The 25,465-nt window shown below is 64.8% G+C and carries 19 protein-coding genes; 7 read left to right on the top strand and 12 right to left on the bottom strand.

Annotation, left to right across the window (positions count from 1 at the left end):
* Positions 1-66 precede the first annotated feature (66 nt).
* Together G6N77_RS05900 and G6N77_RS05895 are read left to right on the top strand one after the other, a co-directional pair.
* On the top strand, positions 67-411 hold the full coding sequence (locus G6N77_RS05900; protein WP_165181104.1) for an ArsR/SmtB family transcription factor: 345 nt from the start codon (positions 67-69) through the stop codon (positions 409-411).
* Positions 408-902, top strand: coding sequence for an SRPBCC family protein (locus G6N77_RS05895; RefSeq protein ID WP_165181103.1), 495 nt, complete (start codon positions 408-410; stop codon positions 900-902). The genes G6N77_RS05900 and G6N77_RS05895 overlap by 4 nt, the downstream gene beginning before the upstream one ends.
* A 72-nt stretch (positions 903-974) precedes the next feature.
* Here G6N77_RS05895 and G6N77_RS05890 read toward each other — a convergent pair whose 3' ends face one another.
* The 7 genes from G6N77_RS05890 to G6N77_RS05860 form a co-directional block, all read right to left on the bottom strand.
* Positions 975-2,414, bottom strand: a complete 1,440-nt coding sequence (locus tag G6N77_RS05890) for an amino acid permease (RefSeq protein WP_306986932.1) — start codon at positions 2,412-2,414, stop codon at positions 975-977.
* A 148-nt stretch (positions 2,415-2,562) separates the two neighbouring features.
* Positions 2,563-3,339, bottom strand: a complete 777-nt coding sequence (locus G6N77_RS05885; RefSeq protein WP_165181102.1) for a fumarylacetoacetate hydrolase family protein — start codon at positions 3,337-3,339, stop codon at positions 2,563-2,565.
* A gap of 91 nt (positions 3,340-3,430) precedes the next feature.
* Positions 3,431-5,038: a cell wall-binding repeat-containing protein gene (locus G6N77_RS05880; RefSeq protein WP_165181101.1), complete on the bottom strand. Its 1,608-nt coding sequence runs from the start codon at positions 5,036-5,038 to the stop codon at positions 3,431-3,433.
* Positions 5,039-5,354: 316 nt separating this feature from the next.
* On the bottom strand, positions 5,355-6,659 hold the full coding sequence (locus G6N77_RS05875; protein ID WP_165181100.1) for a YncE family protein: 1,305 nt from the start codon (positions 6,657-6,659) through the stop codon (positions 5,355-5,357).
* A gap of 321 nt (positions 6,660-6,980) precedes the next feature.
* Positions 6,981-8,960 carry a cell wall-binding repeat-containing protein gene (locus G6N77_RS05870; protein ID WP_165181099.1) on the bottom strand — a complete coding sequence of 660 codons (1,980 nt, stop codon included), beginning with the start codon at positions 8,958-8,960 and terminating at the stop codon, positions 6,981-6,983.
* Positions 8,961-9,198: 238 nt separating this feature from the next.
* On the bottom strand, positions 9,199-10,311 hold the full coding sequence (locus G6N77_RS05865) for a branched-chain amino acid aminotransferase (RefSeq protein WP_165181098.1): 1,113 nt from the start codon (positions 10,309-10,311) through the stop codon (positions 9,199-9,201).
* A gap of 175 nt (positions 10,312-10,486) precedes the next feature.
* Complete coding sequence (locus G6N77_RS05860) at positions 10,487-11,539, bottom strand: 3-isopropylmalate dehydrogenase (RefSeq protein WP_165181097.1); 1,053 nt, start codon at positions 11,537-11,539, stop codon at positions 10,487-10,489.
* A gap of 133 nt (positions 11,540-11,672) precedes the next feature.
* Between G6N77_RS05860 and G6N77_RS05855 the strand changes: the two genes are divergently transcribed.
* The 5 genes from G6N77_RS05855 to G6N77_RS05835 all read left to right on the top strand — a co-directional run bounded on the left by G6N77_RS05855 (position 11,673) and on the right by G6N77_RS05835 (position 18,379).
* A complete protein-coding gene (locus G6N77_RS05855; RefSeq protein ID WP_165181180.1) occupies positions 11,673-12,965 on the top strand; it encodes a sensor histidine kinase in 1,293 nt (430 codons plus the stop codon).
* Complete coding sequence (locus G6N77_RS05850) at positions 12,966-13,670, top strand: response regulator (RefSeq protein ID WP_205678038.1); 705 nt, start codon at positions 12,966-12,968, stop codon at positions 13,668-13,670.
* A gap of 181 nt (positions 13,671-13,851) precedes the next feature.
* Positions 13,852-14,604 carry an ABC transporter ATP-binding protein gene (locus G6N77_RS05845; protein ID WP_165181096.1) on the top strand — a complete coding sequence of 251 codons (753 nt, stop codon included), beginning with the start codon at positions 13,852-13,854 and terminating at the stop codon, positions 14,602-14,604.
* 4 nt (positions 14,605-14,608) lie between these two features.
* Positions 14,609-17,173, top strand: a complete 2,565-nt coding sequence (locus G6N77_RS05840; RefSeq protein ID WP_165181095.1) for an FtsX family ABC transporter permease — start codon at positions 14,609-14,611, stop codon at positions 17,171-17,173.
* A 201-nt stretch (positions 17,174-17,374) separates the two neighbouring features.
* Positions 17,375-18,379 carry a type IV toxin-antitoxin system AbiEi family antitoxin domain-containing protein gene (locus tag G6N77_RS05835; RefSeq protein WP_165181094.1) on the top strand — a complete coding sequence of 335 codons (1,005 nt, stop codon included), beginning with the start codon at positions 17,375-17,377 and terminating at the stop codon, positions 18,377-18,379.
* A gap of 67 nt (positions 18,380-18,446) precedes the next feature.
* Here G6N77_RS05835 and metG read toward each other — a convergent pair whose 3' ends face one another.
* The 5 genes from metG to G6N77_RS05810 all read right to left on the bottom strand — a co-directional run bounded on the left by metG (position 18,447) and on the right by G6N77_RS05810 (position 25,392).
* Positions 18,447-20,021, bottom strand: a complete 1,575-nt coding sequence (gene metG / locus G6N77_RS05830) for a methionine--tRNA ligase (RefSeq protein ID WP_165181093.1) — start codon at positions 20,019-20,021, stop codon at positions 18,447-18,449.
* 103 nt (positions 20,022-20,124) lie between these two features.
* Positions 20,125-21,720 (bottom strand): phosphoglycerate dehydrogenase, encoded by a 1,596-nt coding sequence (serA, locus tag G6N77_RS05825; protein ID WP_165181092.1) that lies wholly within the window; start codon positions 21,718-21,720, stop codon positions 20,125-20,127.
* Between the two features lie 169 nt (positions 21,721-21,889).
* The gene (ilvC, locus tag G6N77_RS05820; protein WP_165181091.1) at positions 21,890-22,915 is read right to left on the bottom strand and encodes a ketol-acid reductoisomerase; all 1,026 of its coding nucleotides are present in this window, start codon (positions 22,913-22,915) and stop codon (positions 21,890-21,892) included.
* Positions 22,916-22,990: 75 nt separating this feature from the next.
* Positions 22,991-23,503, bottom strand: a complete 513-nt coding sequence (gene ilvN / locus G6N77_RS05815) for an acetolactate synthase small subunit (RefSeq protein WP_165181090.1) — start codon at positions 23,501-23,503, stop codon at positions 22,991-22,993.
* A 2-nt stretch (positions 23,504-23,505) separates the two neighbouring features.
* The gene (locus tag G6N77_RS05810; RefSeq protein ID WP_165181089.1) at positions 23,506-25,392 is read right to left on the bottom strand and encodes an acetolactate synthase large subunit; all 1,887 of its coding nucleotides are present in this window, start codon (positions 25,390-25,392) and stop codon (positions 23,506-23,508) included.
* Between the last annotated feature and the right edge of the window lie 73 nt (positions 25,393-25,465).

Below are 25,465 nucleotides of genomic sequence, written 5' to 3'. Positions count from 1 at the left end.
AGCCGCCGCTCCCAAAACCCTCCGGACCCTTGACACCCACCAGGCAATCGGATAACGTACAACCAAATGGTTGTAGATGAGCTTCGCGAGACCGAGTTGGACCGCCTGTTCCAGGCGTTCGCCGATGCCACGCGCCGGGACATTGTCCGCCGGGTGAGCGACGGCGGCTTGTCGGTCTCCGGCTTGGCGGGGCACTACGCCATGAGTTTCGCGGCCGTGCAGAAACATGTGGCCGTACTGGAACGCGCCGGCCTTGTCAGCAAGGAGCGGCGGGGAAGGGAGCAGCTGGTGCACGCAAACCGCGACGGCCTGGACAGGGCCCGGCAACTGCTCGACGAATATGAGGCGATCTGGCGGCAGCGGGCCGGGCGGATTGCGGAGATCCTGTTGGAAGACGAGGAAAAACCATGACAGTCATCAGTTCCACCCAAAGCCCCGAGGCACTCAGCCTGACCATCGTCGCGGAGTTCAGTGCCGGCGTCGAACGCGTCTGGCAGCTCTGGGAGGATCCGCGCCAGCTGGAGCGCTGGTGGGGGCCGCCCACGTGGCCCGCCACGTTTGAGACCTTCGATTTCCAGCCTGGCGGCAAGGCCAGTTACTACATGACCGGGCCGGACGGCACCAAGGCGCGCGGCTGGTGGCGCTTCACCGCCATCGGCGCCCCCGACCGGCTGGAGCTTGAGGACGGTTTCGCCGACGACGACGGCAACCCGGTTGAAGAAGTGGGCAGCGCCCGAATGTCCACGGCGTTGGAAGACACCGGCGCCGGCACCCGCATGACGGTCACCTCCACCTTCGCAAACGCCGACCAGATGGAGAAGATGATCCAGATGGGCATGGAGGAGGGAATGGGCGAGGCGATGGGTCAGATCGACGCGATCCTGGCCGGGGCGCCCGTTTAAGGCAAAAATGCCGCCGCTCCCGCATTTTGCCGCAGGTATACAGGCCGCAAAATGCGGGAGCGGCGGCAAATGTCAGCTGAACAGCTCATTCGCCGGCTCGTTGTCCTTCACGAACTGCCAGCCGATCCACAGCACGGCTGCGAACACGGGGATGGCGCACAGGGTCCACAGGCCCAGGTGGAAGACCGACCCGTCCGGACCTGTCATGGTGTCGAAGCCGATGAGCACGGTGATTGCAAGCAGGGCGGCCAGGCCCACCCAGCTGGTCCAGGGAGAGCCGGGCATGGGCAGCGAAGAGACCTTGCCCTTCTTGCGCCGGAGCATGATCTGGCTGGCGAAGATTGAGCCCCATGTGAAGATCACGCCGATGGAGGCGGTGTTCAAGGCAAGGTCGAAGGCGTGGGATCCGCCCAGCCACACGTTGGCGCCCACGCCCACCACGTACACGGCGGCAATGGCAAGGATGGCCGCGTAGGGAACATGGCGGGATGACATCTTGGTCAGCCATTTCGGCGCGTGGCCGTTGTTCGCCATGGTGCGAAAGATCCGGCCGATCGAGTACAGGCCGGAGTTGCAGGAGGACAGTGCGGCAGTGATGACGACGAAGTTCATCACGGAGCCCACCCAGTCAAGCCCCATGGAGGCGAACACTGTAACGAAGGGGCTCTCACCGGATTTGTAATGGTCAGAAGGCATGATCATGGCCAGCAGGGTGACCGAGCCTACGTAGAAGATGACAATGCGCACCACCACGGCACGGATGGCCCGGGGCACCTCGCGCTCCGGGTTCTCCATTTCACCGGCCGTAATGCCCACCAATTCAATGGCATTGTAGGCAAAGATCACGGCGTTCAGGACCAGGATCATGACCAGCCCGCCCTTGGGGAACATGCCGCCGTCGGCCTGGAAAAGGTTGCTGACGGTGGCGTGCTGGCCGCCCACCTTCGCGTTCGTGACCACCATGATGGTGCCCACCACCAGGAACATCACGATGGCGGCCACCTTCAGGCAGGACGCCCAGAACTCGAACTCGCCGAACGCCTTCACGCTGAGCAGGTTCACCGCCACCAGCAGCACCAGGGCACACAGCGCGCTGAGCTCCACTGGCACGCCGGGGAAGAAGAACTGGAAGTACAGGCCGATCGCGATCAGCTCCGCCACCCCCGTCATGGCCCAGTTGATGAAGTACATCCAGCCGGAGAGGTATGCGCCCTTCTTGCCGAAAAGCTCCCCGGCGTAGGAGACAAAGGAACCGGAGGTCTGCCGGTACATGACCAGCTCGCCCAGTGCCCGCATGAGCAGATAGGCGATGATGCCGGCTATGGCGTAGGAAAAGATCAGCGCCGGGCCTGTGGAGGCGAGCCTGCCGCCGGCCCCCATAAACAGCCCGACGCCGATGGCCCCGCCCATGGCGATCATGGTGACGTGACGCCGCGAGAGGGTGCGCTGGTAGCCCTCCCCCGTGATGGATCCGGGCACAGGGGTGGCAAGATCGGTGGCGTTTTGTGACACGCGGGGGTCCTTAAGATCGGCTGACGTCCTGCAAAAAAAGCCCCTGGGCACGCGCCAAAAGCGGGTGGGGGCGCAGAAGACCTGTCAATGCTACTACGGCAGCGGACACATTTCCGTGGCGTGGGCCACAGGCGGGCCGGGCCTGTGCTTAGTGGCGGACCACAGGGTTGGACAGGCGCCCGATGCCCTCGATCTCCACGTCATAGCGGTCTCCCTCTGCAACCAGCCCGACGCCGGCGGGGGTGCCCGTCATGATGACATCGCCGGGGAGCAGGGTGAAGGCGCGCGAAACGGTGGCGACCAGTTCACGCACGCTGCGCACCATCTGGTTGGTGTTGCCGTCCTGGCGGAGTTCGCCATTGAGCCAGCCCCGGATGCGGAGCTCGTCGGGATCCAGTTCAGTCTCGATCCACGGACCCAGCGGTGCGGAGGTGTCAAAGCCCTTCGCGCGGGCCCACTGGCCGTCCGTTTGCTGGACATCGCGTGCCGTCAGGTCATTGCCGCACGTGTAGCCAAAGATGACCTCATCCACGCGTTCCTCGGGCACGTCCTTGCAGATGCGCCCAATGACGACGCAGAGCTCGGCTTCGTAGGAGACTTCCTCGGAAAATTCCGGCAGCACGATCGGCTCGCCGGGGCCCACCACAGAGGTGTTCGGCTTGAGGAAGAGCAGCGGGTGGACGGGCACCTCGTTGCCGAGTTCCCGGGCATGGTCGGCGAAGTTCCGGCCCACGCCAATGACCTTGCTGCGCGGGATGATGGGAGACACCAGCCGGACGTCATCCAGCGGGTACTTGATGGTGGTCCGCTCCACACCGTTGAAGAACGGGTCACCCTTGATGACAGTGACTACTTCACTGCCGGAGTCCCCCTCCACCACGCCGTACATTGGGTCACTGTCTACTACAAAACGGGCTATGCGCATGTGGATGAGTCTAGCCTGAAATGAGACTTCCCCCATGGCTCTACACAGCCATGGGGGAAGTCTGGCATGAACAGTTCAGCCGTTCATGCCGCTACCGAATGGCGGCGCTCCAATTGCCATCGGCTATGACTGAAACCACAGCCGGACCCCGCGGCCAAATGCGAGTCCCGCTGTAACGGCCGATCACATTGACGATCAGGTCGTTGAAATCCCCGCTGCCATCAGTGCGGTCCATAATTACAATAAAGTTGCTCACTCCGTCGTGTGAAAGGGTTGCCACGCTGGCCACTCCGTTGTAGTTGAATACTGCATCGCCCCGTCCGCTGACGTACTGCCTGCCGAACGTTGGAGCCGATTTGACGCTTGCGATTGAGATAGTCCACGGACCATCAGCTGTAATCTGAAGCTTGGTGGTTGTCCCCCGCCAGTCGCTTTCGTCAAAGACGACTGTTCCGGCGTAGCTTCCGATCTCGTTGGCCAAGCTGGACGACCAATTCATCGCCGAATTCAGACCGGAAACAATAAAATTGGAACGTCCCCGGTGTGTCATGGTTGCCATGCCAATGCTGGCAGCCCCATCAGGCTTGCTGATGCTAATTACACTGTCTCCGTAGCCGCTATAGGATCTAGCCGTGGCGCTGGCTCCGGGGAATGGCGCTGCCTCGCTACAACTCGCCGACGCTGCCGTAATGGACAAGACGCCGGGCCCACCCAAAATGCCTTTCGTGGTGACCCCGAGACGGATGCTTTCATTCCAAACGGAAACGGGCATGCAACCTGCATTTGTCAGCAAAAGTGGCGAACCATTTACCGCCGCGGCAGCAACTCCCGCCAATGCATCGGGAAAGTTTGAGGCAACTGCATACATGGCCTTGGAGGAACTCCCCCACCCTGCTTTCGACACCGCCGCAGACGTAGCCATGCGGTCTTGGCCCTGAATTCGAGACACCGCTGCACCAGGAACCGCCCCGGATATTTGCGAAGCAACCGTAGCAGACACAGCTCCAGTACCTCCAAGAACCACCACCCGACTGGGAGCCAACCGTCGCAGTTCATTTCTTGTCGCGTCCGGCAACCCACCTGAAGCTGTGAGCAGGATCGGAGAGTGCATCTTTGCCGCCAACGCGCCTCCAGACAGCGCATCCGCAAAGTCAGCACCAGAGGCAACGTAAACGGTAGGGGTTGTCGACCAAAATTGCTTACTGACGCCCGCCGCGGTCGCGAATCGATCAATACCCGAGAGCCTCACCACATTGGCACTGTAGGCCCGCGCGGATGTCAGCACCGAATTTGACACGGCACCGACACCGCCCAACACGTAGATCGTCGCGGGGCGGAGCCGGTTTAGCTCTTGGGCTGCGACCGCGGACAGTGCTGTTGGTGCCGTCAAAATGACCGGAGACGCCATCATCCCCGCCGCAGGTCCCCCTGCAAGGGCATCGGGGAATGTCGTACCGGTGGCCAAAAAAACAGCCTTGGTTGGTGTAGGGAAATTGTTCTTTGAAATCACCTGAGAAGTGCCATATCGATCCGCACCGGACATCCTTATGGGGCCGGTTCCGTTTAGGCCCGCCGCATTCGCTGGATCCGCCGGTAACAACGCCACAGCGCCGGCTGACAACATGGCCGCGATGGCCAAAGCGCTGAAAAACGGAGCAGCCCTGCCTTTTCCAATCATTAAGTCCCCTTTTTTAATCATGCATTGAGTGATGAATAACCATCTTAAACCCCGTTCGACAAAACAATCTCATTGCAATCAAGACACTCAAAAGAACCAGCCCAGTATTTTCGCTTCTCCTCGGGAATCATTTGCCAAAGCGCTGCCGAGGGACCCGCGGCCAAGCGGGTGGGCACTTCCGAATGGACTGTGAGAAAGTTCCGGAACGGCGAAAATCACCGCCTTCGAACTTAGAAGTTCTGGACGCTGACCTCGAAAAGGATGCCGTGAACCAGGCACACGCGCCCGGCCGTTGAAGCGGATCTGCCATCGGTCAGCCTCCGCCCAACGTTGACGGCTACGGCATCATGCGACGACGCAGCAGAAGCCCCCCGAATCCGAGCAACAAAATGGCTGCCGCCAGTAACGGGTATGTCATGCCAGCCCCGGTGGCCGCCAATGGGGTGCCGTCAGCGGCGACAACCGCAGCCGGACTGCCGGAGTGTTCGGGGGTTGGGCCAACCCCTGCCACTGTCGCTCCCGCAGCTGTCGTTGCTGTGATGGTCGCCGTTGGGCTAGCGCTCATGTCCGTGACGCTTGTCGCGCCAATGTCCAGGGACGCCAAGACCATGGTGTGGTCCTGGTTACCGCGCAGGTACCAAACCCGCTCCCCCACCTCTGGTGCCGAAAGTGAACTGACTGAACCGGTGGAGGTATAAGTCGAAACAATCTGCAGCGTGGCAGTATCAATTTCCGCCAACTCCCGGTGCATGTTCCCCGCGACAATCAGGCGTGTGCCGCCCGCCGTCAGTTGTGCATAGCTCACCTGGAAGCCGACATCGATGGTCTTCAGGACTGCTCCGGTGGAGCTTTGGAACACGGCCAGATGTCCGTCACCGCAGCCGACGTAGCCTGTCGCCCCGTCGCTGGAGAAGGCAATCGCGCCGACCGCCTCACATGGCTTGATGGTCCTCACGATCGTTTGGGCTCCCGGGTCAATAACCAGGACATCAGAGGTCGAAGCCGTGGCACTGGTCATTGCAGCACGGCTGATGTACGCGTAGGAATCACCGGGACTGGTCGAAACCGACAAAGCCTCCAGCGTGCCATCCAGCTGGGCGATGGAAATGGTCTTGGCGAGCGCACCGGTGGTCGCATCAACCACGTACAAGTTCTTTGCTGAACTTTGGCCCAAGGCAAGGATCGCCGTGCCGTCGGCTGTTTCTGCCATGGTGTACGCCACGTCGTCCAGCTTGACCTTGGATGCAACGGTGTTTGTCGACGTCGTGACAGTCACGAAATAGTTGCCGTCTGTAACGCTTGAGGTGCTCACGTAGATGCGGGCCCCATCGCGGCTTCGCGCCAATCCAACGGCCTGCCCCGGCAGCGGCACGACGGCCACCACGCTGCCCGTGGCGAGGTCGTAGGCCGTGACGGTTGGCGCGCTGGCATCGGCAACGTAGGCGCGGGAACCGTCAGGCACCGTGACCATGGCGGACACGCCGGCCCCCACGGAGATTTCCGGCGCTTGTGCAGGCAGCAATCCTCGCGCCGCGCCCGCAGCGGGCTCGGCCGCCGCCGAAGCGACGACGGACAAAGAGAGCGCCCCCAACATGGCCGCGCCGGCAAGCGCCTTCGCCATGAACACTCGGATACTTTTCATTTCTACCTCCGGTTCCATCCCAGACCCCTGAAATCCGCGTTGCGGCAGGAGAGGATGACACAAAAGCTAGTGCAAAAACGGCCTCGGCGGAAGACTGTTGGAGAGGTGGTCACGGCCCGTGACCTTCGGCCCGGCGGGTGGATCGGCGGATTCCCGCGGTTCCGGGTCGGTGCCCCTCAAACGGCGGCGGATTCGACGCGGAATTGTTATGGGGAAGACTGGAAAGTAACAGTCTCGACATGCAGAGGTGCCCGGCCTGCAATGCCCGTCGGGCGCCGCCGTCCTGCATCGACAGCGGTGCGCCGGGCACGGCGGAGAAGGTCAGCAGGCCTTGCCGAAGGCCACGTCATTGCCTACCACAGCAGGCCCGCCAACGAGGGTTATTCGGGTGGCTGCGGTAGTCCCCGAGATCGCCTTTACCACTCCTGCCGGGATGCAGTTGGGCTGGACCAGGTAAACCTGGCCCTGACGGCGTGGTCCAACGGCGGAAACGGCAAGTGCGTCCGGGAAGTCCCAGCCTGAGACATAATAGGTGCGGCTCGCGGTGGTAGCGAAGTAGGCGTTGTTCACCAGTTGGTTTGTTTCAAAGCGGTTCCTGCCGCCGTAGCGGAACACCTGGATGTAGTTGTTCTCCAAACTCTTGTCGACGCTGGCGGATATGGCACCGACTCCACCCACGATGTCCACGAAGGCGACCTTCAGTTGCTTGAGCAGAGCCATGGTTGCGGCATCCAGATGGGTGGACCCCGATGGCACGAGAAGGACAGGGCCAAGAGTTGCCGCGGACAGCGCGTCCGGGTAATTCACGCCAGTTGCCACTGCAACCGATGTGGCACTTGGAAATGCCCCCGCAACCACGGCCCGGGCAGTCGCGTAGCGGTCAGCGCCCGCCCTCCTTATGGTGTTGGGCACCATTGCCTTCAGCTGGGCAAAGACGGCAGCGGATACCGCGCCAGTTCCACCCACGACCACAATCTTGGTTGGCTTGAGCCGGATGATCTCATCCTGGACCCCGGCGGGCAGACTGAGTGTGTGGGTCAGCAGCAGGGGGGCGTATTCCCAGCTGGCGGCTGGCGCCGCAGACAGCGCGTCGGGAAACTGCTCGCCCGTGGCAATGTAAACAGTTCCGGCCGTCCCAAAATGCGCCGTCGAGACGGCTATAGCAGTCGCATATCGGTCGGTGCCAGACAGGCGGTCAGTTAAGACTGATGGGTGTGCATTTGTCACGGTCATCGCGGAGAGCATGATCTGCGATTGCCCGTCCTGCCGCACCACATACGCCGTAGTTCCCGCCTGCGGCACGACAAGGCCCAGGATCTGGGAGTCCGTCGAGACAGTTCCCGTGACGGTGTCCGTGGCAATGTCAATCTCCGCAACCAGGTTGTCGACATCCCCGGCCACCAGTACCTTGGTGCCGCCGCCCGCGAGCTGAGCGTAGTGCACCTTGAATCCGGGCGACAGCGTCTTGACCACTTTTCCGGCAATCATGTCCACTACGGAGACGTCACCAGTTTCACAGCCAACATAGGCTTTCCGGCTGTCGGGGCTGAAGGCAATTGCGCGGACAAACTCACAGGACGGTATTGTGCCGACCACGGTCCGCGTCGCCAGGTCCATTACCTTAATGTCAAAAGTCCGGACTCCTTGCGCGTTGTAGGCGCTGCCCGTGGCAATGTAAGCCTGTGCGCTGTCAGGGGTGGTCCACACTCCGAACACTTCAGCCTCGGCTGCCAGGGACACCGCCCCGGTAGGAGTGGATGAGGCCGTGTCGATAAAGTGCAGGTTCCTGCTGACGCCGCTATCCAGTGCCAGGAGCGTTTTCCCGTCTGCCGTCAATGTCAGGTCCGGATTGTCGCCAATCCCGTCCGGGACAATGGTGGAGACCACCGAATTGCTCGCTGTGGAAATGACGGTGATGCCGTTCTTGGCCGTAAGAGTGGCGTATATGCGGGCCCCGTCAGGGCTCGCCACTATTGAGCCGGCGCTGGCAGCGACAGGCACAGAAGCCAATGCCTTGTTTCCGGGGATGCTGAACACATTGATGTTCTTGCCTGAGGCTACGTAGGCGGTTTTCCCGTCCGGGGTGACAGTCAGGAACGTTTTCCACAACCATTGGGAGGCAGAACCCAGCTGCACGTCGGGTCCGATGGATGTCACAGATGCTGGGCTGGTCATCGAAGGGGCCACTGCCGGGATAACGGCCGGGGCCTTGGCAGGCGCCGGGCTTGCATCGGCCGGCGCCAAACCGCCCACCACCAGCGCGAACGCCGCGAACATACCCGCGACAAGGTTTAGTTTCAATCCACGATAATTGCCCACGAGGCCCCCAAATAATAATCCCGTCGCAGTGACTGGACTCCACGTCGTGGCAGGAAGCGACTGAAAGAAATCTACTGCAATTTCACAGCGTAAAACAAGGATTTCCTGCTATGGCCGCCCTCGAATACGCGAGGCCATGATGGCACGCAGCCCGCGCCGGCGCCGGGCCACCCACCCAGGCAGGGACCCGGCGTCGTTCTTAAGCAAGCAGGAAAGCGAACTACACCAGGCGGGTAAGCCAGCCGTGCAGGTCTTCCACGGCACCGGTCTGGATGCCCAGGAGCTGCTCGCGGATGGCCATGGTGACCTCGCCGGCGCCGGAACCGGGCGATGCGATGGTGCCCTCGGCCGTCTTCAGCTCGCCGATGGGGGTGATGACGGCGGCCGTGCCGCACGCGAACGCCTCGGTGATCTCCCCCGAGGCCACACCGGTTCGCCACTCGTCGATCGTGATCTTGCGTTCCTCCACCTTGAGACCGCGGTCGGCGGCCAGCTGCATGACCGAGGACCGCGTGATGCCGTGCAGGATGTGGCCGTTGAGCGCGGGCGTGACCAGCCGGCCGTCCCTGAACACGAAGAAGATGTTCATGCCGCCGAGCTCTTCGATGGCGTTGTCGTTGAACGGGTCAAGGAACAGCACCTGCTTGCAGCCCTGGGCCTCGGCCTCCATCTGCGCGGCCAGCGAGGCTGCGTAGTTGCCGCCGCACTTGGCCTCGCCCGTGCCGCCCTCGCCCGCACGCGCATAGCTGGTGGAGAGCCAGATGGAGACGGGTTTGAGCTCGCCGCCAAAGTAGTTGCCCGCCGGCGAGGCGATGACGCGGTAGGACACCTCGCGGGCCGGGCGGACGCCCAGGAACGCCTCGGTGGCGATCATGAACGGGCGCAGGTACAGGGCCTCGCCGTCGCCGGACGGAACCCAGGCCTGGTCGGCGGCGACCAGCTGGCGCAGCGACTCGATGAAGACCTCTTCGGGCAGTTCGGGCAGTGCCAGGCGGCGTGCCGAGGTGTTGAAGCGGGCTGCGTTGGCTTCGGGACGGAAGCTCCACACGGAGCCGTCGGCGTGGCGGTATGCCTTCAGGCCCTCAAAGATTTCCTGGCCGTAGTGCAGCACCGCGGCGGCGGGGTCCATGGCGATGGGACCGTAGGGTTCAATGCGCGCATTGCCCCAGCCGCCCTGCCCGTTCGCGTCAATCGTGAAGTCCACGACAGCGGTGTGGTCCGTGAAGTAGTCGCCAAAGCCGGGGTTGGCCAAAATGGCTGCCCGCTCGGCGTCACTCTTCGGATTCGTGTTGGGCTGCCGGGTGAATGCCAGCCCATTTGCTGTCTGTGTCATGCTTCCTCCACATGGTTTTCGCCTCATTGCTTGTGCCAGCCTGGGCGGAGATTGGTGCCGAAAATCCGTGCCGTGAATTGTGTTCATGCACCGGGGATTTCAGTTACGGTGCACTCACTCTATTGGTTAAGCGTACTCCTGCACAGCCCGGCTCCCCCGACAGGCACGACGCCGGTCAGAGGGCTGCCGCTATGGCGTCGCCTATCGCGCTGGTCGGGCGGGCTGACGCCGGGTTGCGGCCCGCAATGTCGGCGGCGACGGCTGCTTCAATGCGGGCGGCCGCGGCCCCGTGGCCAAGGTGTTCGAGCAGGAGTGCCGCGGACAGGATGGCCGCCGTCGGATCAGCTTTTTGCTGGCCGGCAATGTCCGGTGCGGAGCCGTGGACCGGTTCAAACATGGACGGCGCGGTGCGGTCCATGTTGATGTTGCCGGAGGCGGCCAGGCCGATCCCGCCCGTGACGGCAGCGGCCAGGTCGGTAATAATGTCGCCAAAGAGGTTGTCCGTGACAATGACGTCAAAGCGTGCCGGGTCGGTGACCAGGAAAATCGTGGCGGCGTCCACATGCAGGTAGTCCACGGCAACGTCGGGGAATTCCGCGGCAACGGCCTCCACGGTGCGCTTCCACAGGTGCCCCGCGTGCACCAGGACGTTGTGCTTGTGCACGTACGTGAGCTTCTTGCGCGGGCGCTCATTGGCCCGGCGGAAACCGTCCCGCACCACGCGCTCCACGCCGAAGGCGGTGTTGACCGACACCTCCGTGGCAATCTCCTGCGGGGTGCCCTTGCGCAGCACGCCGCCGTTGCCCACGTACGGGCCCTCGGTCCCTTCGCGAACCACCACGAAATCGATGGCGCCGGGGTCCGCGAGCGGTGACGCCACACCGCGGTACAGGCGGGACGGGCGGAGGTTGACGTAATGGTCCAGGCTGAACCGCAGCTTGAGCAGCAGTTCGCGCTCGATCAGCCCGGAGGGGATGCTGGTGTCGCCGGGGGCTGCCCCCACCGCGCCAAAGAGGATGGCGTCATGGCCGCGCAGGGCGTCAATGGTGGCATCGGTGAGGGTTTCCCCGGTGGCTAGCCAGTGCGCGGCGCCCAGCTCGTAGTCCGTGATCTTCAGCTCAACGCCGTCGGAGGCCGTGGCCTCTTTCAGGACCTTGACGGCCTCCGCCGTTACTTCGGGGCCGATGCCGTCACCGGCGATTACTGCAATGTCAATCGATGCGCTCATGCCCCAACCCTAGCGAAATCATCCACATGATGGGCAGCTGATCTCACAGTTTGAGACACTCCGCGGGGCGGAATCTCCACCCGTGGCAGGACGCGCCCCCGCGCCGATCCGGCCTAGAGTTGGTCCAGTGATCATGACTTCCGTCTACGACTGGTTCCGGCAGCACCGCTTTGCCGTGGACTTTGTCCTCATGGGCGTGCTCCTGCTGGTGGTGGCGCCGTTTGGGGTCCTGGCCGGCTCGACGGGATCCGACAGGCTCGGCGGCGCCCTGTTCTCCGTGCTGCTGGTGTTTCCCCTGGCCTGGCGCCGCACGCGCACCGCCATGGCCGGTGCGATCATTGCGGCCGCCGCCATCCTGCAGTGGGGCCTGTCCGTCCACCCGATGCCGGCCGACGTGGCCGTCCCGGTCATCGTGTACGCCTTGGCGGCGTTTGGCCCCCGCTGGGCGTCCCTCGGGGGGCTGGTGCTGGCACTGCTGGGCGCCGTCATGATGGTCACCCGCTTCTTCGTCAACCTCACCTCAAGCTCCGTGGCCGCGCTCCCCTACGGGATGGTGCTGGTGCTGACGGTGTGGGTGCTGGTGCTGTTCAGCTGGACGGCCGGGGACCTGACCCGGACCAAACGGCTGCGCGAACAGGCCCTGGAGGACAGGGCGCACCGGCTGGAAATCGAAGCCCAGCAGGAACGCGAGCTGGCGGCCAGCGACGAACGCGCCCACATCGCCCGCGAAATGCACGACATCGTGGCACACTCCCTCTCGGTCATCATTGCCCAGGCCGACGGCGCACGGTACGCGGCGGCCGCGAATCCCGAGGTGGCCCCGGCCACGCTGGCCACCATCGCCGAAACGGGCCGCACCTCGCTGCAGGAAATGCGCCGCCTGCTGGGCGTGCTGCGCGGCGGCACCGACGCCCCCATGCGCCCCCTGCCGGGCCTGCCGGACCTGGACGAGCTCCTCCTCGGCATCCGCGCCACGGGCCTGCCCGTCTCCTACACCGTCACCGGCACCGCCCGGCGCGCCCTCCCCCCGGGGGCGGAACTCACGGCCTATCGCATGGTGCAGGAGGGCCTGACCAATGTCATCAAGCACGCCGGGCCCAACGCCCGGGCCGACGTATTGCTGAACTGGACCGCACGGGGCCTGGAAGTGTCGGTGCGGGACAACGGAAGGGGGGCAACGGCGTCGTTCGCTGACACCGTTTCCAGGCACGACGGCGCACCCTCCCCCGCGCCCGGCCGCGGCTCCCAGCCGTCCCCGGCGGCAGCCGGCCCGCCTCCCGGCCCTGCTGCGGTTGGGGCGTCTGGCGGGAACGGCCTGCGCGGCATGGCCGAACGCGTCAAGCTCTACGATGGAACCCTGACCGCCAAACCGCTCGCCGGCGGCGGCTTCGGCATCGCCGCACTCATCCCCTATTCGGAGGCCTGAATGACATCCGTTCCCATCCGTGTGGCCTTGGTGGACGACCAGCAGTTGGTCCGCTCCGGCTTCGGCATGTTGATCAACTCGCAGCCCGATCTGGCCGTGGTGGTGGAGGCCGGCAATGGGATCGAGGCCCTGGCCGGGCTGGCTGCCGTGGCTGCCGACGTGGTGCTCATGGACGTGCGCATGCCGGGCATGGACGGGATTGAGACCACCCGCCGGCTCATGGAACGGATCAAGGGCGCGCCGGCGGGATCGTGGCTGTCGGAGCTGAAGATCGTGGTGCTGACCACCTTTGACCTCGACGAATATGCCCTGTCGGCGATCCAGGCCGGGGCCAGCGGGTTCCTCCTCAAGGATGCCCCGCCCGAGGAACTGCTTGGCGCCATCCGCACAGTGTTTGCCGGGGACGCGGTCATTGCCCCGTCCACCACGCGCCGGCTGCTGGACCACGTGGCGCCCATGCTCTCCGCCCCGAGCCCGGCCAGCGACGCCAATGCGGCGGCCGTGGCGTCACTGACGGCGCGCGAGCACGAGGTTTTTGTGCTGATCGCCAATGGCCTCTCCAACCCGGAAATTGCGGCACAGCTGTTCGTTTCCGAGGCCACCGTCAAGACGCATGTGGGCCACATCCTGGCCAAGTTGAACGCCCGCGACCGCGTTCAGGTGGTTGTCCTGGCGTATGAGACAGGGATCGTCTCCCCCGGCTGACGGCTGCCCTCTCGCCGAACGGGCATTTAACGTGGATGTTTGCGCGGAACATCCACGTTAAGTGCCGGTTCGAGGGGCGTGGCGGGTCATCCCGTGGTAGGAGGCCCCGGCGTCGAAAACCCGGCGCATATCCTCCCGTGCTCCGATCCGCGGCGGCCCCGGCCGCAAATAGGCTGGGGCCATGACCATCATCACTGAGAAAAACCAGCGTACCCTTGCTGTCCAGGCCCGCGGACTGCGCAAGACGTATGGCAGAGGCGACACGGAGGTGGCTGCGCTGAAGGGCGTGGACCTGGACTTCCCCGCCGGCCAGTTCACCGCCATTATGGGCCCCTCCGGTTCGGGCAAGTCCACCCTGATGCACTGCCTGGCCGGGCTCGATTCCGTCACGGGAGGCACCATCCACCTGGGCGACACGGAGCTGACCGCCCTCAACGACAAGGCGCTGACCCAACTGCGGCGGGACCGGATCGGCTTCGTGTTCCAGGCCTTCAACCTGGTCCCCACACTCACCGCGGAAGCCAACATCACCCTGCCCGTGGCACTGGCCGGGGGCAAGGTGGACGCGGAATGGTTCGCCTTTGTCACCACCACGCTGGGCCTGGTCGACAGGCTGAAGCACAAGCCGCACGAGCTCTCCGGCGGCCAGCAGCAGCGCGTCGCCGTGGCCCGCGCACTCCTGACCCGTCCCGACGTCATCTTCGGCGACGAGCCCACCGGCAACCTCGATTCCCGCTCCGGCGCCGAGGTGCTGGGCATGCTCCGCCGCTCTTCCCGCGAGATGGGACAGAGCATCATCATGGTCACGCACGACCCGGTGGCCGCCTCCTACGCCGACCGCGTGGTGTTAATGAACGACGGCGAACTGGTGGGCGAGCTGGACAGCCCCACCGCCGAGTCAGTGCTTGCTTCGCTCGCCTCCCTGGGGGCCTGAGCACATGCTGCACGTTGCCCTCAGCCAGCTCAGGAACCACTCGCGCCGCTTCATTGCCATCACCCTGGCCGTGCTGCTCGCCGTCGCCTTCCTCTCCGCCACCCTCATGGTCAACGCCTCCGCCCAGGCCTCGCTGACTGCCAGCCTGGGCCAGTCCTATGCCAAGGCCGACCTCGTGGCCTCCCCCACCAACTCCGTCGCGTTGACCGCGGAGTCAGCCGCCGCGGCCGCCCGGACCCCGGGCATCGCAGCCAGCTACCCCCTCCGGCAGGAAATGGTGGCCGTTACGGCCGACAACGCCACCGTGGCCGCCACCCTGCGCAACACCCCGTCCTCGGCAGCGCTGGAGCCCCTGGCGCTGGTGAGCGGTTCATGGCCGACGGCGGCCGGCCAGGTGGCCGTCGACGCCAAGACGGCGGCTGCCCGGCACCTGGCTGTCGGCAGCACCGTCTCGCTGCTGGGAAATTCCGCAGCATCCCCGCAAGGGGGCGGCGCAAAGGCCGAAGGCGGTTCAGGCACCCAGGGCGCCGCGCCGATCGCCGCGCCGCCAAGCGCCGTGCCGCCATCAGTCAAGGCCACCGTCACGGGGATCATGGCGGCATCCGCCGACCCCCAACTCTCAGGCCTGGCCCAGCTTGCCGCCACGGCTTCCACCGTTGACGCCGTGTCCGGCCCGGTGGCCGGCTATGCAACGATTGCCGTCAAGCTGGCACCGGGCACCAACGTTGCCGCGGCCGCCACGGCACTCGAATCAGCGCTCAAGCTGCCGGCCGGCCAGGTGGCCACCCCGCAGCAGCTGACCACCAACACCGTCAAGTCCTTCACGGGCGGCTCGGACCACCTCACGATCGTTCTCCTCGCCTTCGCCGCCGTCGCACTGCTTGTCTCCGGGCTGGTCGTCTCCAACACCTTCTCTGTGCTGGTGGCCCAGCGAACCCGTGAGCTGGCACTGCTGCGTTGTGTTGGCGCCAGCAGGAAGCAGGTGCGCTGGTCGGTCATTCTCGAGGCCGCCGTCGTCGGGCTGGTGGCCTCGGTGCTGGGCGTGCTCGCCGCAGTGGGGACCATGGCCGCCGTCGTTGGCCTGCTGCGCCAAAATCCCGACTATGCGTTCGCCACCCTGGGGGTGCCGGCGTCGTCCATCATTGCAGGGCTGGTGGTTGGCACATTGCTGACCGTGGTGGCCGCCCTTGTTCCGGCACGTTCAGCCACCCGCGTGGCACCGCTCGCAGCCCTGCGCCCGGCCGACGACGCCTCAATGCACAATGCCGCGGGCCGCATACGGCTGGGGCTGGGCATCGCGCTCATCCTGGCGGGCGGCGTGGGACTGGTTGCCGGCGGGCTCAAGGCCTCGCTGCTGCTGGCGGTGCCGTCCGGGGCTGCATCGTTCGTGGGGATCATCCTGGCGGCATCGCTTTTTGTCCCGCGGCTGGTGGCCCTGACGGGGCACCTTGCCCGCCCCGCCGGGGTCCCGGGCACCATGGCCAAGGCAAACGCCGTGCGGAATCCGCGCCGGACCACCGCCACGGCCTCGGCGCTGCTGATCGGTGTCACCCTGGTGACCATGATGATGACAGGCGCGGCCACAGCGCGGCAGGCATTTGAATCACAGCTGTCCAGCCACTTCCCCGTGGACCTGACAGCCATGGCGGTGCCCGGGGCCCCTGCGTTTACGGATGCTGAACTGGCCAAGGCTGCAGCACTGCCGGGAGTTTCGGCCGTTGCCCGCCTGGTGCCCGTGGGGACGGTGACGGCAGGCGGCCAGGAGCTGGCAGCCTACGGCATTGCCTCCTCCGATGCGGCGCGCCTGCTCGGCAACTCGGGGAACCGCCCGGCTCCCGGCACTGTGGTGCTGCCCAAGGGAAGTCAAGCAGCGAAGGCCGGGACGGCGTCGCTGGTTGATGCCGGCAAGGCCACGCAGCTTTCCGTGCGGGTCGCCACCACGCGGGAATTTCCCCCGCTGGTGACACTGGATTCCTTCCCGGCGGCAACGGCCGGCAGCCCCGTTCTGTCCCGGACCGCGGAACAGCTGTGGATCAAGGTCAATCCAGCCCTGGGCGCAAACGCCTTGTCGACGCTGCGCACCGAGCTGGCGTCGGCGCTGCATGTTGATGAAAACCAGGTTGACGGTGCGGTGCTGCAGAAGGTCATGTTCAACCAGGTCATCAACACCCTGCTGCTGGTGGTGACGGGCCTGCTGGCCGTGGCGATCGTCATTGCGTTGATCGGCGTGGCGAACACCCTGTCGCTTTCGGTGCTGGAGCGGACGCGGGAGAACTCGCTGCTGCGGGCACTGGGCCTGACCCGCGGCCAGTTGCGCGGGATGCTTGCGCTGGAGGCTGTCCTCATTGCAGGGGTGGCAGCCGTCATCGGCTCCGCACTGGGCGTGCTGTATGGCTGGCTCGGCGCCCAGTCCGCCCTGGGCGGTTTCACCACAGTGGTGGCCGTGGTGCCGTGGGCCCAGGTGCTGCTTGTAGTGGCCGTGGCCGCCGCGGCCGGACTGCTCGCCTCCGTGGTGCCCGCCCGCCGCGCGGCAACGCTGTCCCCCGTTGAGGGCCTCGCCATGGACTGATCCGGTCCGCCGGGACGGAATTTGCCGCCGTTCCCGCATTTTGCCGCCTGTCTACCTGCGGCAAAATGCGGGAACGGCGGCATTTCACGTTTGTCACCGGATCAGGACACCATGGCCGCCGGTTTCTGGACGCTGGCAGGTTATCCACAGAAGCAAATTTGCCCCTTACCTGGCAGTTCACGTGATGGCACGCTGGGAGGCATGAACACGTCACGCCTGATCCTGCCGGCGGATTTGCGGCTCGTGGGACAAGATTCCCGGAAGCTCGCCCAGCGCACGAACAGGGGTGAGCTGGTGCGTATCCGCCGCGGCGTCTATGCGAAATCCGCGGACTGGAACGGTTCAAGCCCGGCCCAGCGGTACGGACTGCAGGCTGCCGCATTCCAGGCCCTGGCACCGCGGCAGCCGGTATTTTGCCATGCGACGGCGGCCCGACTGTGGGGCTTGTGGATCGTCGGAGTGCCGTCAAAGCTGCATGTGGTGACGGAAACCGCCACCAGCGGCCGCAGCAACAACGGGGTGATTCGCCACTTCGGATCGCTGACGGGCAGCATGGTGCAGTGCGGCCCGTTTCTGCTCACCGACAAGCTGACGACCACGCTGGCATTGATCAAGGAGCTGTCCTTCCCCTACGCCGTGGCGGTCTGCGACTCCGCGCTGAGGATTCCGGAGGCCCGCCATGCTGTCAACCAATTTGCGGCCGCCGGCTCCCCGCCGCCCCCGGGTGAACCGCGGTGGTTCACCGACGGCCCGCAGGGTCCGGCGCTCGCCGTGGAGGAGCTGAAGTCTGCCGCGGGAAGTTTCAAGAGCAGGGCCGCCCGCGATCGGACTCTTGCCGTGGTCAACTTCGCGTCGGCCCTGTCCGGCTCGGCGGGCGAATCGATCAGCCGCGCAAAAATGTTCCAGCTGGGATTCCCGGCACCAATCCTCCAAAAGCCGTTTGCCCTCCGCGACGGCCGGGAGGCAAAAGTGGACTTTTGGTTCGAGGAACATGCGCTCGTGGGTGAATTCGACGGGAAGGGAAAGTATCTCCGCGCCGATTGGGGAGGCGGAGCCTCGATTCAGGACCGGGTGCTGGCGGAGAAGGCGCGGGAGGACCAAATCCGCGCCCAAGGCGTGGGATTTGTCCGCTGGACGTGGGCTGAAATGTTGGACCGGGAACGGTTCCCCGCCCTCCTGCGCGAGGCGGGGCTCCCGCAAAAGTGATGCTCCGAACACGAAATTGGCGGGATCGCGACAAGCTCGATCACCGGCGCCAATTTCCGGCTGGTGCCTACGCCTCGGCGGGTTCCTCGTACTTGGGGAAGATCGGCGTCGGGGCGGGAAGGACGGTGCCGGGGGCCAGGGGTGTCCCGACGGCGGCGAACTGGCGGAAGGCGTCGTCCGGCGACGTGCCCTGCCCCAACACGTCCAGGAGCTTCGCGGCGGAGTCAGGCATGACCGGCTGGACCAGGATGGACACAATGCGCAGCACCTCAAGGGTCACATACAGCACGGTCTCCATGCGGGGCACGTCCGTCTTGCGCAGCACCCACGGGGCCTGCTCGGCGAAGTAGGCGTTGGTGTCGCCCAGGACGTGCCAAATTTTCTCCAGCGAACCGTGGAAATCCTGCGCCTGGTAGGCCTGCCGGGCGTGGTCCAGGAGTGCCCCGGCCGCGGCCAGAATCGACTCGTCCGCGGCTGTCAGCTCCCCGGGTACGGGCACAACACCCGCGCAGTTCTTCGCCACCATGGACAGCGAACGCTGGGCCAGGTTGCCCAGGTTGTTGGCCAGGTCGGAGTTCATCCGGCCCACGACGGCGTCGTGGTTGTAGGAGCCGTCCGCACCGAAGGGGACCTCGCGCAGCAGGAAGAAGCGCACCTGGTCCAGGCCGTACTGGGCCACCCAGTCGGCCGGGGCCACCACGTTGCCGAGGGACTTGGACATCTTCACGCCGTTGTTGTGGAGGAAACCGTGGATCATGACCCGCTTGGGCAGCTCGATCCCGGCGGACATCAAAAATGCCGGCCAGTACACGGCGTGGAAGCGGGAGATGTCCTTGCCGATGATGTGCACGTCCGCGGGCCAGAACTTCTGGAAGGCTGCCGAGTCGACGTCGGGGTAGCCCACGCCCGTGAGGTAGTTGGTGAGGGCGTCAACCCACACATACATGACGTGTTTGTCGTTGCCGGGGACCGGGACGCCCCAGTCGAAGGTGGTGCGGCTGACGGAGAGGTCATCCAGGCCGCCCTTGACGAAGCTGATGACCTCGTTGAAGCGGGTGCGCGGCGCGCCGAATTCGGGCTGTTCCTCGTAGAGGGCCAACAGTTTTTCCTGGTAGTTGGACAGGCGGAAAAAGTAGCTTTCCTCTTCCGTCCAGGTCAGTTCCGTGTCGGTGACCTTGGAGTAGCGCTTGCCGTCCTCGCGGAGTTCGGTCTCGTCGTCGCCGTAGTAGGCCTCATCGCGGACGGAATACCAGCCCTCGTACTTGCCCAGGTAGATGTCACCGGCGTCCTCCATCTTCTTCCAGATGGCCTGCGACGCTGCCAGGTGGTCGGCATCGGTGGTGCGGATGAACCTGTCGTAGCTGATGCCAAGTGCCGCGTGCGCCTCCTTGTACACGGCGGCGTTGCGGTCCACCAGTTCCTTGGGCGTGATGCCTTCCTTTTCGGCTGCCTGGGCAATCTTCATGCCGTGCTCATCCGTGCCGGTCAGGAACATGACGTCATACCCGTCCAGGCGCTTGAAGCGTGCCATGGCGTCCGTGGCGATGTACTCGTAGGCATGCCCGATGTGCGGAACACCGTTCGGGTACGTAATGGCGGTGGTCAGGTAGTAAGGCGTCTTGGCCGGTTCAGATGATGTCACCCTACGAATTTACCGTGAACAGTGGTGATTCGCCGCTTCCTAACAAAAACGACGGCGGCGTCCCCGCCTCAGTGGGAACGCCGCCGTCGGATGTTGCAGAAGGTCAGTCCTCCAGGTCCACCTCGCGGGCCACGGTGGCGCCGATCTCGGCCTTGATGGACTCCAGCAGGCCCTGCGGCACGGAGCTGTCCACGGTGATGAGGGCCAGGGCCTGGCCGCCCTCGCTGTGGCGGGCCACCTGCATGCCGGCAATGTTGACATTGTTTTCGCCCAGCAGGCGGCCCAGCGTGCCCACCACGCCGGGGCGGTCCGCGTAGGAGATGACCAGCAGGTGGTCGCTCATGGGGATTTCCAGCTCATAGCCGTTGACGCCGACGATCTTCTGGATCTGCTTCGGACCTGTCAGCGTCCCGGCGACGGAGATCTGCGAGTCGTCGGACAGCGCGCCGCGGATGGTCAGCACGTTGCGGTAGTCGGCGGATTCCAGCGTGGTGATCAGGTTCGTCTTGATGCCGCGCTGTTCAGCAAGGATGGGCGCGTTGACGTAGGAAACCTGCTCCGAGACCACGTCCTTGAAGACGCCCTTCAGCGCGGAGAGTTCCAGCGCCTTGACGTCCAGGGCGGCAATCTCGCCGGCCACCTCGACGTCGATCTGCGTCACCGAGGCGTGGGTCAGGGCGGTGAAGATGCGGCCCAGCTTCTCGATCAGTGGGATGCCCGGGCGGACATCGGAGGCGATCACGCCGCCAGCCACGTTGACGGCGTCGGGGACCAGCTCGCCGGCCAGCGCCAGGCGGACGGACTTGGCCACGGAGACGCCGGCCTTTTCCTGGGCCTCGCCAGTGGAGGCGCCCAGGTGCGGGGTGGCAATGACGTTGTCCAGGGACAGGAAGTCGACGTCGGTGGCCGGCTCCTTGACGAACACGTCAATCCCGGCGCCGGCAATTTCGCCGTCGCGCAGGGCAATGTTCAGGGCCGTTTCATCGATGAGGCCGCCGCGGGCCACGTTGATGACGTAGGCACTCTTTTTCATCTTCGCGAACGCTGAGGTGCTGATCATCCCGACGGTTTCCGGCGTGCGCGGCATGTGGATGGTGATGAAGTCGGACTGTTCCAGCAGCTCATCCAGCGAGAGCAGCTGCACGCCCAGGCTGGCGGCGCGGGCGGAGGTGACGTAGGGGTCGTAGGCGACTATTTCCATGCCGAAGGCCTTGGCACGTTCGGTGATCAGGGCGCCGATGCGGCCCAGGCCGATGATGCCCAGCTTCTTTTCCAGCAGTTCGGTGCCGGTGTACTTGGAGCGCTTCCACTCGCCGTTCTTCAGGGCGGTGCTGGCTGCCGGAATGTGGCGGGCCAGGGAGAGGATGTGCCCGATGGTCAGTTCAGCTGCGGAGACAATGTTCGACGTCGGCGCGTTGACCACCATGACGCCGGCCTGCGTTGCTGCCTTGATGTCCACGTTGTCCAGCCCCACGCCGGCACGTGCAATGACCTTCAGGTTCTTCGCAGCCGCGATGGCCTCGGCGTCGACCTGGGTGGCCGAGCGGATCAGGATCGCGTCGGCATCGACGATGGCAGAGAGCAGCTGGGAGCGGTCGGAGCCGTCCGTCTGGCGGATTTCAAAGTCGGGGCCCAGCGCCTCAACTGTTGCGGGTGAAAGTTCCTCTGCGAGGAGTACAACTGGCTTGGTGGCGCTCACCTATGACCTCTTTAGCTCTCGTTGATGTTCTGGTGGGGATTTTGGTGAATGGCTTATTCGTAGGCGTTGCAACAAAAAAGCCGGACTCCAGTTTATGGGAGCCCGGCTTCCTTGCCGTAACAATCAGCCGGGACGGCGACGCAAGCGACGCGCGTCACACGGCCGGGGCCTAGCGGGCGACGGAACCTTCGGTGTAGTCGTCGTCGGACTTGATCCAGGAGAACAGCTTGCGCAGTTCGCGCCCGGTGGCCTCAATGGGGTGGTCCTCACCCTTCTTGCGCAGGGCCTTGAATTCCGGGGCGCCGGCGTCCTGGTCGTCAATGAAGCGCTTGGCGAAGGCACCGTTCTGGATGTCGGCCAGGACGGCCTTCATGTTTTCCTTCACGTCGGGGGTGATGACGCGGGGGCCGGAGACGTAGTCGCCGTATTCGGCCGTGTCGGAAACGCTCCAGCGCTGCTTGGCGATGCCGCCCTCGACCATGAGGTCAACGATGAGCTTGAGCTCGTGCAGCACCTCGAAGTAGGCAACCTCAGGCTTGTAGCCGGCCTCGGTCAGGGTCTCGAAGCCGTACTGCACCAGCTGCGAGGCACCGCCGCAAAGAACGGCCTGCTCGCCGAACAGGTCCGTTTCGGTCTCTTCGGTGAAGGTGGTTTCGATGACGCCGGCGCGGGTGCCGCCGATGCCCTTGGCGTAGGACAGGGCCAGCTCCCTGGCCTTGCCGGAGGGGTTCTGCTCGACGGCGATCAGGTCCGGCACGCCGCGGCCTGCCTCGAATTCGCGGCGGACAATGTGGCCCGGGCCCTTGGGTGCCACGAGGGCGACGTCGACGTCGGCCGGCGGCTGGATGTAGCCGTAGCGGATGTTGAAGCCATGGCCGAAGAAGAGGGCGTCGCCGGCGTTAAGGTTGGGGGCGATTTCCTCGGCGTACACGAAGCGCTGGACCTGGTCCGGGGTCAGGACCATGATCAGGTCGGCTTCCTTGACGGCGTCGGCAACGCTGAGCACGCGCAGGCCTTCGGCTTCCGCCTTGGCGCGGGACTTGGAGCCTTCCTTCAAGCCGACGCGAACGTCAACGCCGGAATCGCGCAGGCTCAATGCGTGTGCGTGCCCCTGGCTGCCGTAGCCGATGACGGCGACCTTGCGACCTTGGATGATGGACAGGTCTGCATCGTCGTCGTAGAACATGTCGGTCACTGTGAAACTCCTTGAATAATGGGTGTGTACTGCTGGTCTTCTAAACAGGTGCGGCTGTTGCGGCCGCGGTCGCACTTAGGAAGCGCGAAGTGCCCGGTCGCTCATGGAACGGGATCCCCGCCCAATGGCCAGGGTGCCGGATTGCACGATTTCTCGGATGCCGAAGGGCTCCAGCACGTTGAGCAGTGCCGTGAGCTTGTCCGGGTGGCCGGTGGCCTCAATGGTCAACGAGTCTGTGGACACGTCAACCACCGAAGCACGGAAAAGGTCTGCGGCTTGGGTGACCTGCAGCCTCGTGGCGGCATCCGCACGTACCTTGACCAGGATGTGGTCCCGTTGCACGGAATTATCTGAAACAAGTTCAACGATCTTGATGACGTTGACCAGTTTATTCAGCTGTTTGGTGACTTGTTCAATCAGCTCGCCGTCGGCGTCAACCACCACGGTCATCCGGGAGACGCCGGTGACCTCCGTGGGGCCCACTGCCAGGGAGTTGATGTTGAAGGCGCGGCGGGCAAACATGCTGGCCACGCGCGTCAGGACGCCGGGCTTGTCTTCCACCAGGACGGAAAGGGTGTGCCGTGTCATCTCTAGTCCTCCTCTTGCCAGACGGGTGTCATGTTGCGTGCCACTTGGATTTGGTCGTTGCTGACGCCCGAAGGCACCATCGGCCACACCATGGAGTCGGGGCTGACCACAAAGTCAATGACCACGGGGCGGTCGTTGATGGCCAGGGCGGCCTCAATGGTGGCGTCGATGTCCTCGACACGTTCGCAGCGCAGTCCCACGCAGTCGTAGGCATCGGCGAGCTTGACGAAGTCCGGGACGCGCATGCTGTCATGGCCGGTGTTGAGGTCGGTGTTGGAATAGCGGCTGTCGTAGAAAAGTGTCTGCCACTGGCGGACCATGCCCAGGGAAGAGTTGTTGATGACGGCCACCTTGATCGGAATGTTGTTGATCCGGCAGGTGGCCAGCTCCTGGTTTGTCATCTGGAAGCAGCCGTCGCCGTCGATGGCCCACACCACGCGGTCCGGGTTGCCCACCTTGGCCCCCATGGCGGCGGGGACGGAGTAGCCCATGGTGCCGGCCCCTCCGGAGTTGAGCCAGGAACGCGGGCGCTCATATTTGACGAACTGCGCAGCCCACATCTGGTGCTGGCCCACGCCGGCCACATACACGCCCTCCGGACCGGTCAGGGCGCCGATCCGGGAGATGACGCGCTGGGGGGACATGAGTCCGTCCTCGGGTTCCGTCCAGCCCAGCGGGTAGGTGTCGCGCAGGTTGCCCAGGAACGCCCACCAGTCGCTGATGTCCGGCGCGCCACCGGCGTCAAACTCTACCTTCACGGCTGCAGTGAGGTCGGGGATGATCTCCTTCAGCGAGCCCACGATCGGAACGTCGGCCGTGCGGTTCTTGGAGATTTCCGCGGGGTCGATGTCGGCGTGGATGACTTTGGCATGCGGTGCGAAGCTCTTGAGCACGCCGGTGACGCGGTCGTCAAAGCGGGCGCCGAGGGTGATGAGCAAATCCGACTGCTGCAGTGCGGTCACGGCGGACACCGAGCCGTGCATGCCGGGCATGCCCACGTGCAGGGTGTGGGAATCGGGGAAGGCTCCCCGGGCCATGAGGGTGGTGGCCACGGGAATGCCCGTGAACTCGGCCAGTTCCAGGAGTTCCTGGGAGGCGTTCGCCTTGATGACGCCGCCGCCAACGTACAAGACGGGCTTCTTGGCTTCCCTGATGAGGCGGGCGGCCTCGCGCAGCTGCTTGGAGTGGCCGCGGAACACCGGACGGTAGCCGGGCAGGTCGATGGTGGGGGGCCAGGAGAACGTCATGAGTCCCTGCTGGGCGTCCTTGGACACGTCCACCAGCACGGGTCCGGGCCGGCCGGTGGAGGCGAGGTGGAAGGCCTCGGCCAGCACCCGCGGGACGTCCTGGGCGTTGGTGACCAGGTAGGAGTGCTTGGTGACGGGCATGGTGATGCCCACAATGTCGGCTTCCTGGAACGCATCGGTGCCGATGACGCTGCTGGACACCTGGCCGGTGATGGCCACCATGGGAACGGAATCCATATGGGCGTCCATGATGGGCGTGACCAGGTTGGTGGCGCCCGGGCCGGACGTCACAATGCAAACGCCCACCTCGCCGGTGACCATCGCGTAGCCCTGGGCAGCGTGGCCGGCGCCCTGTTCGTGGCGGACCAGCACATGGTTCAGGGATGAGGCCATGAGCGGGTCGTAGGTGGGGAGGATGGCCCCGCCGGGAAGCCCGAAGACGTCCTTGACGCCAAGTTCCTCAAGTGAACGGACCAGCGCCTCGGAACCGGTCATCTGCACCGGCGCAACTACGTTGTTGGGGCCTACGACGGCGGTTTGGGCGGCCGGGCTGACGGCGCCGGAGCTCCCGCCTGCGTGGCCGCCGTGTCCGTGGGACTTGGTTGCCAGCAACGCGGGGCTGGCGGGCGATCCTTTACTCATCGGTTCATCCTTTGGGAAACTCATGCTCTTGGGTACTTCTCCGGGGTGGCGTTTAAGGGTTGTTGACGCGCTC

The sequence above is a fragment of the Arthrobacter silviterrae genome, from assembly GCF_011045165.1.
GTDB classification, from domain to species: Bacteria; Actinomycetota; Actinomycetes; order Actinomycetales; family Micrococcaceae; genus Specibacter; species Specibacter silviterrae.
This window is presented reverse-complemented; position numbering and strand designations above follow the sequence as displayed.